At 65.7% G+C, this 13113-nt stretch carries 11 protein-coding genes; 5 read left to right on the top strand and 6 right to left on the bottom strand.

Annotated elements, in window-relative coordinates; genetic code table 11:
• The first annotated feature begins 12 nt into the window (after positions 1–12).
• Entirely contained in the window at positions 13–1188 is a 1176-nt protein-coding gene (locus tag ACSFB7_RS05640; RefSeq protein ID WP_435467860.1) for an MFS transporter, read from the top strand.
• Between the two features lie 28 nt (positions 1189–1216).
• Here the strand turns inward: ACSFB7_RS05640 and ACSFB7_RS05635 are convergent, their stop codons facing one another.
• The 3 genes from ACSFB7_RS05635 to aspT (ACSFB7_RS05625) all read right to left on the bottom strand — a co-directional run bounded on the left by ACSFB7_RS05635 (position 1217) and on the right by aspT (ACSFB7_RS05625) (position 6466).
• Positions 1217–2869: a bifunctional aspartate transaminase/aspartate 4-decarboxylase gene (locus ACSFB7_RS05635; RefSeq protein ID WP_435467858.1), complete on the bottom strand. Its 1653-nt coding sequence runs from the start codon at positions 2867–2869 to the stop codon at positions 1217–1219.
• Positions 2870–2927: 58 nt separating this feature from the next.
• Entirely contained in the window at positions 2928–4616 is a 1689-nt protein-coding gene (gene aspT / locus ACSFB7_RS05630; protein WP_435467856.1) for an aspartate-alanine antiporter, read from the bottom strand.
• Between the two features lie 161 nt (positions 4617–4777).
• A complete protein-coding gene (gene aspT, locus ACSFB7_RS05625) occupies positions 4778–6466 on the bottom strand; it encodes an aspartate-alanine antiporter (protein ID WP_435467854.1) in 1689 nt (562 codons plus the stop codon).
• A 460-nt stretch (positions 6467–6926) separates the two neighbouring features.
• Between aspT (ACSFB7_RS05625) and ACSFB7_RS05620 the strand changes: the two genes are divergently transcribed.
• From ACSFB7_RS05620 to ACSFB7_RS05605, 4 genes are read left to right on the top strand one after another with little or no spacing between them, the layout of a single operon-like run.
• On the top strand, positions 6927–7928 hold the full coding sequence (locus ACSFB7_RS05620) for a sugar ABC transporter substrate-binding protein (protein WP_435467852.1): 1002 nt from the start codon (positions 6927–6929) through the stop codon (positions 7926–7928).
• A gap of 40 nt (positions 7929–7968) precedes the next feature.
• Positions 7969–8928: an ABC transporter permease gene (locus ACSFB7_RS05615; RefSeq protein ID WP_435467850.1), complete on the top strand. Its 960-nt coding sequence runs from the start codon at positions 7969–7971 to the stop codon at positions 8926–8928.
• A complete protein-coding gene (locus tag ACSFB7_RS05610; protein WP_435467848.1) occupies positions 8928–9725 on the top strand; it encodes an ATP-binding cassette domain-containing protein in 798 nt (265 codons plus the stop codon). The genes ACSFB7_RS05615 and ACSFB7_RS05610 overlap by 1 nt, the downstream gene beginning before the upstream one ends.
• Positions 9718–10941 carry an ROK family transcriptional regulator gene (locus ACSFB7_RS05605; RefSeq protein ID WP_435467847.1) on the top strand — a complete coding sequence of 408 codons (1224 nt, stop codon included), beginning with the start codon at positions 9718–9720 and terminating at the stop codon, positions 10939–10941. Before ACSFB7_RS05610 ends, ACSFB7_RS05605 begins: the two co-directional genes overlap by 8 nt.
• A 112-nt stretch (positions 10942–11053) precedes the next feature.
• Here the strand turns inward: ACSFB7_RS05605 and ACSFB7_RS05600 are convergent, their stop codons facing one another.
• The 3 genes from ACSFB7_RS05600 to ACSFB7_RS05590 form a co-directional block, all read right to left on the bottom strand.
• Complete coding sequence (locus ACSFB7_RS05600) at positions 11054–11518, bottom strand: DUF2846 domain-containing protein (protein ID WP_435467845.1); 465 nt, start codon at positions 11516–11518, stop codon at positions 11054–11056.
• Positions 11519–11631: 113 nt separating this feature from the next.
• Complete coding sequence (locus ACSFB7_RS05595; protein WP_435467843.1) at positions 11632–12063, bottom strand: DUF6194 family protein; 432 nt, start codon at positions 12061–12063, stop codon at positions 11632–11634.
• Positions 12064–12088: 25 nt separating this feature from the next.
• Positions 12089–13105 (bottom strand): Bug family tripartite tricarboxylate transporter substrate binding protein, encoded by a 1017-nt coding sequence (locus tag ACSFB7_RS05590; RefSeq protein ID WP_435467841.1) that lies wholly within the window; start codon positions 13103–13105, stop codon positions 12089–12091.
• Positions 13106–13113 lie beyond the last annotated feature (8 nt).

The raw sequence follows: 13113 nt of genomic DNA, 5'->3' as shown, positions 1-13113 counted from the left end.
GCGCCGGCGTCCGTGGCCGCCGGGCGCGGTCATCTGCTGGCATTCGCTGGCCTGTCGGCCAGCTATTTCGCGCACATCGGTTTCTTCAATCCCTACCTGCCGTTGTGGCTCAAGGACCTGGGGATGCCGATCTTCACCATCAGCCTGCTGGCTTCGATGCAGTCGATCACGCGGGTGTTCGCGCCCTATGCCTGGGGCGCGCTGAGCGACCACACCGGGCAGCGCGTGAAGCTGCTGCGCTTCAGCGCGGCGGTGGCGCTGGCCAGCTCCTTCGGCCTGTGGTGGCACGGCGGTGCATGGTGGCTCGCACTGGTGCTGCTCGTGATGTTCACCCACACCAGCTCGATGATGTCGCTCACCGAAGCGGCCATGGCGCAACTGGTGGCCGGCGACTGGGGCCGCTACGGGCGCATCCGGCTGTGCGGCTCGGCCGGTTTTTTGGTCACGGTGTTCGTCGCGGGCGAATGGTTCGAGCGCTTCGGCATGAAGCACTTTCCGTTCTGGGCCGCCGGCACATTGGCCATCGTGCTGGTCGCGACGATGAAGCTGCCCGACCTGCGCGAGCCGCCGGCGGCGCACGATGCCGTCAAGATGCCCATCGGACCGGTGATGCGCAACCCGGTGGTGCGGTGGTTTTTCGCGGCCCTGTTCTTCCAGGTGATGTCGCACTTCTCGGTGTACGCCTTCTTCTCGCTCTACCTCGACTCGATCGGGTACAGCAAGAGCACCATCGGCTTGCTGTGGGCGCTGTCGGTGGTGGCGGAGATCGTCTGGTTCTTCCTGCAGGGCCGCCTCATCGGCCTGCTGCCGATGCCGCGCTGGATGCTGCTGTGCGGCGTTGCCGCCGTCGCGCGGCTGGGCCTCACGGCCGGGCTGGGCGGCTTCATCGCTGCGCTGATCGTGGCCCAGTGGCTTCACGCATTGAGCTTCGCGGCGCACCATACGACCTGCATCGCCGTCGTGTCGCGCCGCTTCCCCGGCCAGTTGCGCGGGCGAGGGCAGGCGCTGTTCACTGTGATCGGCTATGGCTTCGGCGGGGTGCTGGGTGTGCTGCTCGGCGGGGCTGTGGCGCAGGAGTTCGGCTACCGGACGATGTTTGCGCTGGCGGCGCTGCTCGCGGTGGTGGGTAGCCTGTGCGCCTGGCGGGTGGTGACGCTGGACAGGCAGGAGCGCGAAAGCCGGGGCTGACCGCAGGCGGTTGCCCCGGCGTACAGATCTATTTCTTCCCGGCCTTGCCTGGCTTCTTGCTCTTGGCTGCACCGCCGCCCTTGGCCGTGCGCCCACCCCCGTTCTCCTTCTCGAACACCGCAAAGTACTCCGACGCCAGCTTGCGCAGCGAGCGCCCGATGTTCGCGTAGTCGTATTCGTTCAGGTTGGCCAGCGACACGCGGCCCGACGCGTGCTTGCCGCCGAAGCCGCGGCCCGGCAGCAGCACGATGCTGGTTTCTTCGGCGATGCGGAACAGTGCCTCGTTCGGCTGCAGCTTGGTCACGATCCATTTGCCAAAACGCTCGCCATGCATCTGCGTGGCGATGTCCTGCAGGTCGAGCAGGTGGTAGTAGCTCACCGAGTTCGGGTCGAGCTCCAGCGGCAGGCCCAGCTCGCGGTACAGCGCCTCCTTGCGGCGCAGCACGATGTGCTTCATCGACTTCTTGTACGCGTCCGGTTCGTCCATCAGGCAGAACAGCGAGAACATCACCATTTGCGCCTGCACCGGCGTCGAGAGCCCGGCCGTGTGGTTGAGCGCCACGGTGCGGCTGTCGGCCACCAGCCGGTCGATGAACTTCAGCTTGCGCGGCTCGGTGGTGATGGAGCTGTAGCGCGCGTCGAGTTCCCCCAGCTTGGCTTCGGACAGCGCCGCGATCTGGCGGTCGAGGATGTTGTCCTCGTGCGTGGCCACCACGCCCATGCGCCAACCGGTGGCGCCGAAGTACTTGGAGAACGAATACACCAGGATGGTGTTGTGCGGACAGATCGCGAACAGCGAGCGGAAGTTGTCCGCGAAGGTGCCGTACACGTCATCGGTGAGGATGATGAGGTCGGGCCGCTGCTTCACGATGTCGGCGATGTAGCCCAGCACCTCGTCGTTGATCTTCACCGAGGGCGGGTTGCTCGGGTTGCACAGGAAGAAGGCCTTGACCTTCGGGTCGAGCAGCTTCTGCAGCTCCTTCTTGGTGAACTGCCAGTTGTTCTCGGGCGGTGCGTCGATCAGCGCCTCGATCAGCTGGTAGTCGTTGAGGTGCGGAATCTCGATGTACGGCGTGAAGATCGGCATGCCCAGCGCGATGGTGTCGCCGGGTTGCAGCAGGTGGTTTTCGCGCAGGCTGTTGAACAGGTAGGTCATGGCGGCGGTACCGCCCTCGACCGCGTACATGTCGAACTTGCCCACGAACGGGTGCGTGCCGATCATCTCCTTGTGGATGTACTGGCCCACGATGATCTCGGACAGGCGCAGCATGCGGTCGGGCACCGGGTAGTTGCAGCCGAGGATGGCCTCGCACATCTCGTAGATGAAGTCGCCGGCCGACAGGCCGAGTTGGTCGCGCACATACGAAACCGCTGCCTCGATGAAGCGCGTGCCCGGTTCGCCCGCGTGCGACTTGGCAAAAATCTCGAAGCGCGACTCAATGCCTTCGCGCTGCGGAAAGCCGCCCACGCCTTCCATGTAGATGAACGAGCGCTCGCTCTCGGTCATCGCGAACAGTCCGAACTGGAAGAAGCCGTGGCGCGGCGTGGTCGCCAGAAAGTTCGGGTTGCCGCGCCCCGCATTGAGCATGAGGCGGTCGCTCTGCTTGGCGACCTGGATCAGGGCATCCTTCAGTTCGAAGGGGCTCAGGCCACCGAGTTTTTTCACGTCGCTGAAATCCATTGCAAAGCTCCTGGTTGAGAGAAAACGAAAGAAGAAAAAAGGTGGCCGCGTGCCGCGCTCAGACGAGCGCCACGATCAGCGGGCCGAGCAAGGTAAGGAACACGTTCGCCAGCGCATAGGTGATGGCAAACGGCACGGTGGGCGTGGTGTTCTCCGCCTTGTCGAGCACTTCGCCGAAGGCCGGGTTGGCGCTGCGCGAGCCGCTCAATGCGCCCGCGAAGATGGCCGTGTTGCTGTAGCGCAGCACGTAGCGGCCGAACAGCATGGTCAGCAGCATCGGCACGATGGTCACGACCACGCCCACGCCGAAGATGGTCAGGCCCAATTGCTTGATCGTCTCCACCGCTTGCAGGCCCGAAGACAGGCCCACCACCACCACGAAGCCCGCAAGGCCCAGGTCTTTCAGCAACTGCACCGCGCTCGGCGGCAGTGCGCCGAAGGTCTGGCGCTTGGCGCGGTACCAGCCGAACAGCAGGCCCGACAGCAGCGCGCCGCCACCGGCACCCAGCGTCAGCGGAATGTTGCCGACCTTCACGCTCAACAGGCCGACCAGCAGCCCCACCACCAGGCCCGCACCGAGGTACACGAAGTCGGTCTTGGCGCTGGGCACGATCACGTCGCCGACGATGGCGGCCACGCGCTTCACATCCTGCTCGGCGCCGAAGATCGACACCAGGTCGCCGGTCTGCACCACGGTGTCGGGCTGCATCGGCAGCACCTTGCCCATGCGGCTCAACTCCGTCACGAAGATGCCGTGGCGCACGCCGCCGGCGGTGGCCTTGCGGATCTCGTCGACCGTCTTGCCGTCGAACTGCTTGTTGGTCAGCACGATCTCGCGCTTTTGCAGGGTGAGTTCCATGCCGTCGACTGCGTAGACCTCCTTGCCCAATAGCGGGGCGCTGCTCACCACCGCATCGCGCCGGCCGACCGCGAGCACGATGTCGCCTTGGTGCAGCATCAGTTCGGGGCTGACCTCGATGAACTTGCCGCCGCGCTTCACCCGCTCGATGGTGATGGTGGTCGCCGGATTCGCGTTCTCGATGTCGGCCACCGTGCGCTTTGGTTCGCTCGTCAACTCGTAGATGCGGCCGACCAGCGAGGGCGCCGCTTCTTCCTGGTCAGGGCCCAGCACCTTCACGCCGGCCTGCATGGCCGTTTCGGCGGCGATGGCGTCGTCGCGGATGGTGCGGCCCATCAGCTTGGGTAGGATGTTGACGCACACGATGATGGCGCCGAAGGAGCCGAACACGTAGGTCACCGCATAGCCGATGGCCACGTTGCTCTGCAGCCGCGCCGTCTCGGCCGCCGCGAGCCCGAGCTTGCCGATGGCATCGCTGGCCGTGCCGATGATGGCCGACTGCGTGAGGCCACCGGCTGCCACGCCTGCGGCCAGGCCTTTGTCGAGCCCGAACAGCTTGGCCATGATCACCACCGTCGCAAGACCCGTGGCCGCCATCACCGCCGCCAGGATGATCTCTTTCACCGACTGCCTGCCGAGCGAGCTGAAGAACTGCGGCCCGCTCTCGAAGCCCACCGCGTAGATGAACAGCGCGAACAGCACCGCCTTCACGCCGCCGTCGATCTGCACACCCACCTGGCTCACGATGACGGCCACCAGCAGCGAGCCCGCCACGCCGCCGAGCTGGAACTTGCCGAACTTGATCTTGCCTATCCAGTAGCCGACCGCCAGCGAGAGAAAGAGCGCCATCTCCGGCGACTTCTTGAAGAGTTCATGCAGCCATTCCATGGGTCAAGTCCTTTCAGGTTCCTGTGTTTCTTCCTCCCCTTTCGGGGGAGGGTTGGGGTGGGGGCACGACGGCCATCGCTCGGACGCAGCCGTGTTGCACAAGCGCCGCTTGCCCCCATCCCAGCCTTCCCCCGGAAGGGGAAGGAGCCAATACCAATACCTCACTTCGCCGCATGCACCACCCCCGCCAGGGCCACGATCAACGGGCCCATCAAGGGCAGCACCACGTTCGAGATGGCATAGGTGATCGTGTAGCCCAGCAGCGGCGTGGCATTGCCGGCAGCGTTCTGCACGGCACTCAGCGCGGGCGTGCTGCATTGCTGGCCGGCAATGGCGCCGAGCAGCACGGGCGCTTCGAGCTTGAGCAGCCGGTGGCCGACGAACAGCGAAATGGTTGCCGGCACCACCGCAACGGCCACGCCGACCAGCGGCAGCGCGATGCCGAACTTCTTGATCAACGTCAGCGCCTGCGGCCCCGAGGCCAGGCCGACGCAGGCGATGAAAGTTGCCAAGCCCAGGTCTTTCATCAGCGCGAGCGCATCGGGCGGCACGCTCAGGCGATGCGGGTTCTTCGCCTGGTACCAGCCGAAGGCCAGCCCGGTGAGCAGCGCGCCGCCGCCGGTGCCGAGCGAGAACGGAATGCCGCCGAGCTTGACGCTGAAGCCACCGATGAACACGCCGAGCAGGATGCCCATGGCCGCGAAGCTGATGTTGCTGCGCGTGGAAACCACCACGCGGTCGCCGACCAGCGGCAGCGCCTTGTTCATGTCCGCCACGGGTGCATAGAGCTTGAGCACGTCGCCGCGCTGCAGCTTCACGTCGTGCAGCAGCGGCATGACATGGCCGTCGCGTGCCAGCCCCACGATCTGCACGGCGGGCGGCAAGGCCGCATCGAGCGCGCGCAGTTCGCGGCCGAACCATTCGCGCTGGTTGACCACGACCTCTGTGGTCTCCACCACCGCATCGAAGGCCGTGGTGTCCGCGAACTCGCGGCCCAGCAACTCGGCCACGTTGACCAGCGCGGCGCGGCGCCCGATGGCCAGCACCTGGTCGAAGGCCTGCAGTCGCAGCGTGGGTTCGACGGTCAGGCTCTGGCCACGTCGCATCACGCGCTCGATGTGGGCCTGCCCGCCGAAGATGGCCGTCAGTTCGCCGACTGTGCGGCCCTGGCCCACCGTGACCTTGAACACGCGGCCGACCATTTCGGGCGTGGCACTTGCAGCGTCGGGGTCGTCGCCGCCACCGCCCATCGTCTTCCAGAGCTTGTCGGCTTCGGCGCGCAGATCGACACGCAGCAGCAGCGGAAAAATCTGGCTCGTGGCAACCACGATCGCGATCAGTCCGAACACGTAGGTGATCGAATAAGCCGTGACCACATTGGCCTGCAACTGCTGGATGTCCGCGAGCGGCAGGGCGAGCTTGGAGATGGCATCAGTCGCCGTGCCCACCACCGCCGATTCGGTCGCGGCCCCGGCCATCAAACCTGCGGCCGTGCCCTGGTCGAGAGACAGCAGGAGCGTGGCGCCCAGCACCAGCGCGAGCACCACGACAACTTCGACCAGGCACAGCAAGCCGAGCCGCAAGCCCTTGGCATCGAGGTTGGCAAAGAACTGCGGGCCGCCTGCGTAGCCGAGCGCGAAGATGAACAGCATGAAGAACACGTTCTTCACGCTGTCGTCGAGCGTGATGCCCAGCTGGCCGACAACGAGCGCGGCAATCAGCGTGCCGCAGATGCCGCCGAGCTGGATCGGGCCGAAGCGGATCTGGCCCACTGCATAGCCGATGGCGAGCACGAGGAAGAGTGCTATTTCGGGCTGGCTTCTAAGTATTCCGGTCAGCTCACCGATCACCCGCCGTTCCTCTCGTTGCAAATGGCAATTACCGAATTGGTCAGACCATTCTGTCGGGATTCGGACAATGCGCAAGACCGTTTCGCAAAGGTTAAATGCCGGTGTGAGGCCCATGTACATCGGTTGTCTTGCATCGGGTGGAAGAGGGCGAACTTTGTTCTGACGCCATCGATATGGCCAATTCAACCGATGTGATGCGCCGCCTGTTTTCATACGGGCTCTTGCCAGGCAAAGCATCCGGCGCCATCGTCGATCAGCGCTTCTCGCGCTGATCCGAAAGGTGATTCGGATTGGCAATGTGGCCCGTACGACCTCCGGGTTTCCGATAACTAAAGCCGCTTGATTTAGTCGCCTCGCTGACCGATAGTCCTCCTGCGTTCGGATGCCGCGCCTTCTTGCAGGGCACGCATCCGGTTCAACAGACCGCAGGCGCATGGCCGCCTGCCTACGGAGACAAACCATGTTCAGCTCCCGTTCCATCCTGGCCATGGCGGCCATGTCCTTGGCCGCATCCGCCGCCTTCGCGGCCGACCAGCCCATCATCGGCCTGGTCACCAAGACCGAGACCAATCCCTTCTTCGTGAAGATGAAAGAGGGCGCGCAGGAAGAAGCCAAGAAGCTCGGCGCCAAGCTGCTGTCGGGTGCGGGCAAGGCCGACGGCGACAACGCGGGCCAGATCACTGCGATGGAAAACATGATCGCGGCCGGCGCCAAGACCATCCTCATCACGCCGAGCGATGCCAAGGCCATCGTGCCCGCCATCAAGAAGGCGCGCGACAAGGGCATCATGGTGATCGCACTCGACAGCCCGGCCGATCCACCGGACGCGACCGATGCGCTCTTCGCCACCAACAACTACACCGCCGGCGTGCTGATCGGCGAATACGCCAAGGCCGCGATGGCCGGCAAGACGCCCAAGATCGTCGCGCTCGACCTGCTGCCGGGCCACCCGGTGGGCGCGCAACGCCACAACGGTTTCATGAAGGGCTTCGGCCTGCCGGCGAACGAGGCCAAGTCGAACGAGTTGTCGAAGGCGCCAGAAATCGTCTGCATGGCCGACAGCTACGGCGACCAGGCCAAGGCCCAGACAGTGATGGAAAACTGCCTGCAGAAGGCGCCCGACGTGAACCTCGTCTACACCATCAACGAACCCGCCGCGGCCGGTGCCTACAACGCACTGAAGCGCGCGGGCAAAGAGAAGGGCGTGATGATCGTCTCGGTCGACGGCGGCTGCCAGGGCATCAAGGACACCAACGCCGGCATCATCGCCGCGACCTCGCAGCAGTACCCGCTGAAGATGGCAGCCATGGGCGTGGCCGCAGGCGTCGAGTTCGCCAAGACCGGCAAGAAGGCCACGGGCTATGTCGACACCGGCGTGACGCTGATCGCCGGCAAGAGCGTGGCGGGCGTCGAGAGCAAGGACACCAAGACCGGCGCCGAGCTGTGCTGGGGCAAGAAGTAAACCAGCGAACAGAACAGAGAGCCCCAGGGAGAACACATCGATGGCGAAATCCGCAACGCACCACATTCCGTGGGGCGCCCTGGGGCCGTGGCTGGCCCTTCTTGGCGCATGCATCTTCTTTGCGACCCAGTCCGACCGCTTTCTGACGGGCGGCAACCTCTCGCTGATCCTGCAGCAGGTGATGGTGGTCGGCGTCATCGCCATCGGCCAGACGCTGATCATCCTCACGGCCGGCATCGACCTGTCGTGCGGCATGGTGATGGCGCTGGGCGGGATCATCATGACCAAGTTCGCGACCGAGCTGGGCATGCCGGTGCCGGTGGCCATTCTTTGCGGCATCGGCGTGACCACGCTGTTCGGTTTGCTCAACGGCCTGCTGGTCACGCGCATCAAGCTGCCGCCTTTCATCGTGACGCTGGGCACGCTGAACATCGCCTTCGCGATCACGCAGCTGTACTCGTCGTCGCAGACCATCACCGACCTGCCCACCGGCCTCACGGGGCTGGGCACCACCTTCGCCATCGGCAGCGCTGAAGTGGCGTGGGGCTCGGTGCTGATGGTGGCGCTCTATGCGCTTGCTTGGTTCGTGCTGCGCGAGACGGCGGCGGGGCGCCATATCTACGCAGTGGGCAACAACGCAGAAGCCACGCGGCTGGTCGGCATTCCGACGCAGCGCGTGCTGCTCGGCGTGTATGTGGCGGCGGGCGTGCTCTACGGCATTGCCTCGCTGCTGTCGGTGGCGCGCACCGGCGTGGGTGACCCGAATGCGGGCCAGACCGAAAACCTGGACGCCATCACGGCGGTGGTGCTCGGCGGCACCAGCCTGTTCGGCGGACGCGGCATCGTGCTGGGCTCGTTGATCGGCGTGCTGATCGTGGGTGTGTTCCGCAACGGGCTCACGTTGATGGGCGTGTCGTCGATCTACCAGGTGCTGGTGACGGGCGTGCTCGTGATTCTTGCGGTGGCAGCCGATCAACTCTCGCGCAAGGGGGCTCGCTGATGAACACAGTCGCCAACCCCAAACTCGTGATGCAGGCCAAGGGCCTGGTGAAGCGCTACGGACAAGTCACCGCACTCGACGGCGTCGACTTCGAACTGCGCGAAGGAGAAATTCTCGCGGTGATCGGCGACAACGGCGCGGGCAAGTCGTCACTCATCAAGGCGCTGTCGGGCGCGGTCGTGCCCGACCAGGGTGAGATCCTGCTCGACGGTGCGCCCGTGCACTTTCGCAATCCGCTCGATGCGCGCCGCGCCGGCATCGAGACGGTCTATCAAGACCTGGCCGTGGCACCCGCCATGACCATCTACGAAAACCTGTTCTTGGGCCGCGAACTGCGCCGCCCCGGTTTCCTGGGCAACGTGCTGCGCATGCTCGACAAGAAGAAGATGCTGCAGGAAAGCATGGCGCGCATGTCCGACCTGAAGGTCGGCATCCAGTCCATGACGCAGGCGGTCGAAACGCTTTCGGGCGGGCAGCGCCAGTGCGTGGCGGTGGCGCGCAGCGCGGCCTTCGCGCGGCACGTCGTCATCATGGACGAGCCCACCGCCGCGCTCGGCGTGAAAGAAGGCAACATGGTGCTGGAGCTGATCCGCCGCGTGCGCGATCGCGGCCTGCCCGTGGTGCTCATCAGCCACAACATGCCGCATGTGTTCGAGGTGGCCGACCGCATCCACGTGGCGCGCCTGGGCAAGCGCGCGGCCGTGCTCAACCCCAAGAAGATCAGCATGAGCGACACGGTGGCCGTGATGACCGGCGCCATGACCGCCGACCAGTTGCCCGCGGAGGCGCATGCCTGATGCAGAAGCCACTGCGCGCCCACCCGACCTGCTGCGCCCGCGCGGCTCCAACCAGGTCGGCATGCGCCAGTTCAACGAGCGCGTGGTGCTGCAGGCACTGCGCGTTCACACGAGCCTGCCCAAGGCCGACCTCGCACGGCTCACCGGGCTGAGCGCGCAGACCATCGGGCTCATCACCGCGCGGCTCGAAGAAGACCAGTTGATCGTCAAGCAGAGCCGCGTGCGCGGGCGCATCGGGCAGCCTTCCGTGCCGCTTGCACTCAACCCTGATGGTGCCTTTGCCATCGGCATCAAGGTCGGGCGGCGCGGCGCCGAATGGCTGCTGATCGACTTCACGGCGCAGGTGCGAGAGCGCCATGCGATGAGCTACGACTTCCCGGATGCAAATGCGCTGCTGCCCGCCATCGCGCAGCACATCCACCGGCTGCGCGACGGGCTTGGTTCGCTGGCCGCGCGCAACGTCGGCGTGGGCCTGGCTGCGCCGTTCCTGCTGGGTGGCTGGCACCGCACGCTGGGTCTTTCCAAAGCGCAGTCGGACGAGTGGAACCAGATGGATCTGCTGGCCGAAGTGCGGGCGCGCACCGAGGTGCCGGTGAGCTTTGCGCGCGACACGGTGGCCGCCTGCGTGGCCGAACTGGTCGGCGGACGCGGGCACGACCTGAAGAGCTTTCTGTACATCTTCGTCGACACATTCGTCGGCGGTGGGTTGGTCATCAACTCGCACCTGCACACGGGCGCACACAGCAACGCCGGGGCGTTGGCTTCGTTGCCGATGCAATCGGCGCGCGCCGATGGCGCACTGCCGCCGCAGGTGATGGCCGAGGCCTCGCTGTGGGAGCTGGAGCAGCGGCTGCAGGACGAAGGACTGGACCCGACGGCCGCCTATGACGACCGTGCGTTGCAACCGCCGTTTGCCGCCGCGACGCAGGCCTGGCTCGGCTCCGCCTCGCTGGCACTGGCGCATGCCATCGTCAGCAGCACCGCGGTGCTCGATCTGGCCGACGTGGTGATGGACGGTTCCATGTCGCGCGCATTGCTCCATGCCCTGCTGGAGCAGACGCGCGAAGCACTCGCGCAATGCAATTGGGAGGGGCTGTGGTGCCCGCAGTTGCATGGGGGCAGGGCGGGTGCACAGGCTTGTGCGTTAGGCGGAGCGATGTTGCCGTTGCATGCGAACTTCGCGCCGGATCACGATGTGTTCCTGAAGGCTGCCTGAGAGGCCGCCGACGTCGCAACGCACCTCATGCACGCCCTGGTGGCCGCCCATTCCTTGGGCGAAGGCCGGCGTGGAAAGTGCCTGGGGACGGCGACGTCCCCAGGGACACTGCTTACTTGCTGCAGGTGCCCGACTGCGCCAGGCCGAGCTTGGCCACATCGGCCTTGCCTTGCTCTTCCGGAATCTGCTCCAGGTCGGCGCCGCCCACGAAAGCGCCCATCTTGATGAACTGCCGCACGAAGTAGTTCTTGCCGGCGTCCATGAACACCTCCATGGAATTGGGCGAGAACTCCGATTCCGTTTCGATCTTGTTCTTCTTGCCGCCGTCGACCTGCGTGTAGAAGAACACGTCGGATGCACTCTCGCCCAGGCATTTGCCGTTGACCCAGATGTCCTTCTTCAAGGCCTTGCCCACGAAGCTGTTGCGATAAACATAGAGGCCGGATTTCCCTTCGGCCGGCGCACTGAATTGCTTGGCCTTGTCGCTCTCTTCCTTGCTGGCCATGTTGACGGAGGCGCAGCCTGTCATCAGCAGCGCCGACAGGACGACGATGCTGCTCTTGTGATTGATCTTCATTTTTTGATTTCGGTTGAGTACAGAAGACCGGGTACTCCCTCGACCCGGCCGCTCGCGGCAGTGCTGTCGCGAGCGGGGGCATTATGCTTTTTGTTTCAATGCGTAAGCTGAAGTCAGACCTCGGATTCGCGTCGAAGTTGGGGTTCCTGGAATCTCGCGACCGCAAGGCTGCGGGCTTCCACGATCAGCGGCTTCACCACCGCAAAGGTCTTCGCACTCGGATTGATGACGCAGACCCAGTACATCTTTGCGTACACCGGATGCGGCATCAGCTTGTCCAACGCGGCGTAGTCCACGCCAGCAGCGGCATCCGGCTCGCCGAACAGCGCGCGAAAGGTCTCCTTGCCCACGCCGATATTCAGGCGGAACACCCCAGGGCGGTCCAGCTTCGAGGCGCTGTCGAATTCGCTGTCCTTCGTCACGATGGTGGCAAAGGGAAACCTGTTGTCCGCGTTGTGGAAGAAGAAGGTGTTGTCGTCGGCCACCTGAAAGTGGCCGCCGGGCAGAAGGTCGATGAAGTGTTCGGTGATGGCGTCTTCGGTCATGGACGCGATCTTGCCTGCGTTCCGTTCAGGGATGCCAGCGCCGAAGGCCCAGTTCGTCCGCGAGCTGGCGGTAGGTCTTGATCTGCGCCTGCACGTAGTCGTCGAGCGCGGGGCCGGTCAGGTCGAAGGGATAGAGCCCGTGCCGCTCGCGCAACGCGGCATAACCGGGCGCGGCGCTCGCTTCGCGAAAGGCTGCGGTCCAGGCGCGCACAGCGGCTTCGGGCACGTCCGCGCTCAGGTAGAGGCCGCGAACGGTCGGCCACACCAGGTCCACGCCTTGCTCGCGCGCGGTCGGCACGCCGGTGAGCGCGCCGCCCAGCCGCTTGTCGGACAGCACGGCCAGCAGGCGCACCGCCGCGCCGCCTTCGATGGCCTGCAGGGCTTCGGCCGCATCGCCGGGGAACACGTCGACGTGCTTGCCTTGCATCGCGCCCAGCGCATCGCCGCCGCCCTCGAAGGACACGAAGCGCATGGCCTTGTGGTCGCGCCCCGCGGCGCGCACCAGCAGCGCGGCCTTCACCCAGTCCTGGCTGCCGACGGTGCCGCCCGCGCCGAAGGCGATGCGCGACGGCTCCTGCCGCAGCGCAGCGACCAGGTCCTGCAAGCGCTTGTAGGGCGAGTCGCGGTGCACCGCGATCACGCCGTAGTCGGTGCCCAGGGTGGCGATCCAGCGCACGGCCGATGGCGGATGCGGACCGAAGCGGCCTTGCGCGAGGTTGAGCAGCGAGCCGCTCGAAAACGCCACCAGCGTGCCCGGCCCGCCGAGGCGCCCGGTGGCGATGCGGTCGAAGGCGACGGCGCCGATGCCACCCGGCAGATAGCGTTGCTCCAGCGGCGGGCGGGCGGGGCGCACGGCCTGCAATGCATCGCGCGCGAGTGCGCAGGTCAATGCGAAACCGCCGCCGGCCTTGGCTGGAATCACGCATTCGGCGGGGCCTTGCGAGGGATCGTCCGCCGCCATTGCGCGCAGGCCGAAGCACGGCATCAGCAGCGCGGACAGCACGCGAAGGGCATGGCGGCGGGTGGCGGGGATGGGCTGCATGGGTGTTG

The organism is Variovorax raffinosi (assembly GCF_051216615.1).
In the GTDB taxonomy this organism is placed as follows: Bacteria; Pseudomonadota; Gammaproteobacteria; order Burkholderiales; family Burkholderiaceae_C; genus Variovorax.
Note: the sequence above shows the minus strand (reverse complement) of the source record. Positions and strands in the feature narration are given on the sequence as shown.

Excerpts from the sequence above, each read along its gene's own strand:
- ACSFB7_RS05635 (WP_435467858.1), bottom strand. The coding sequence starts at position 2,869 with ATGGATTTCAGCGACGTGAAAAAACTCGGTGGCCTGAGCCCCTTCGAA.
- aspT (WP_435467856.1), bottom strand. The coding sequence starts at position 4,616 with ATGGAATGGCTGCATGAACTCTTCAAGAAGTCGCCGGAGATGGCGCTC.
- ACSFB7_RS05620 (WP_435467852.1), top strand. The coding sequence starts at position 6,927 with ATGTTCAGCTCCCGTTCCATCCTGGCCATGGCGGCCATGTCCTTGGCC.
- ACSFB7_RS05615 (WP_435467850.1), top strand. The coding sequence starts at position 7,969 with ATGGCGAAATCCGCAACGCACCACATTCCGTGGGGCGCCCTGGGGCCG.
- ACSFB7_RS05610 (WP_435467848.1), top strand. The coding sequence starts at position 8,928 with ATGAACACAGTCGCCAACCCCAAACTCGTGATGCAGGCCAAGGGCCTG.
- ACSFB7_RS05605 (WP_435467847.1), top strand. The coding sequence starts at position 9,718 with ATGCCTGATGCAGAAGCCACTGCGCGCCCACCCGACCTGCTGCGCCCG.
- ACSFB7_RS05600 (WP_435467845.1), bottom strand. The coding sequence starts at position 11,518 with ATGAAGATCAATCACAAGAGCAGCATCGTCGTCCTGTCGGCGCTGCTG.
- ACSFB7_RS05595 (WP_435467843.1), bottom strand. The coding sequence starts at position 12,063 with ATGACCGAAGACGCCATCACCGAACACTTCATCGACCTTCTGCCCGGC.
- ACSFB7_RS05590 (WP_435467841.1), bottom strand. The coding sequence starts at position 13,105 with ATGCAGCCCATCCCCGCCACCCGCCGCCATGCCCTTCGCGTGCTGTCC.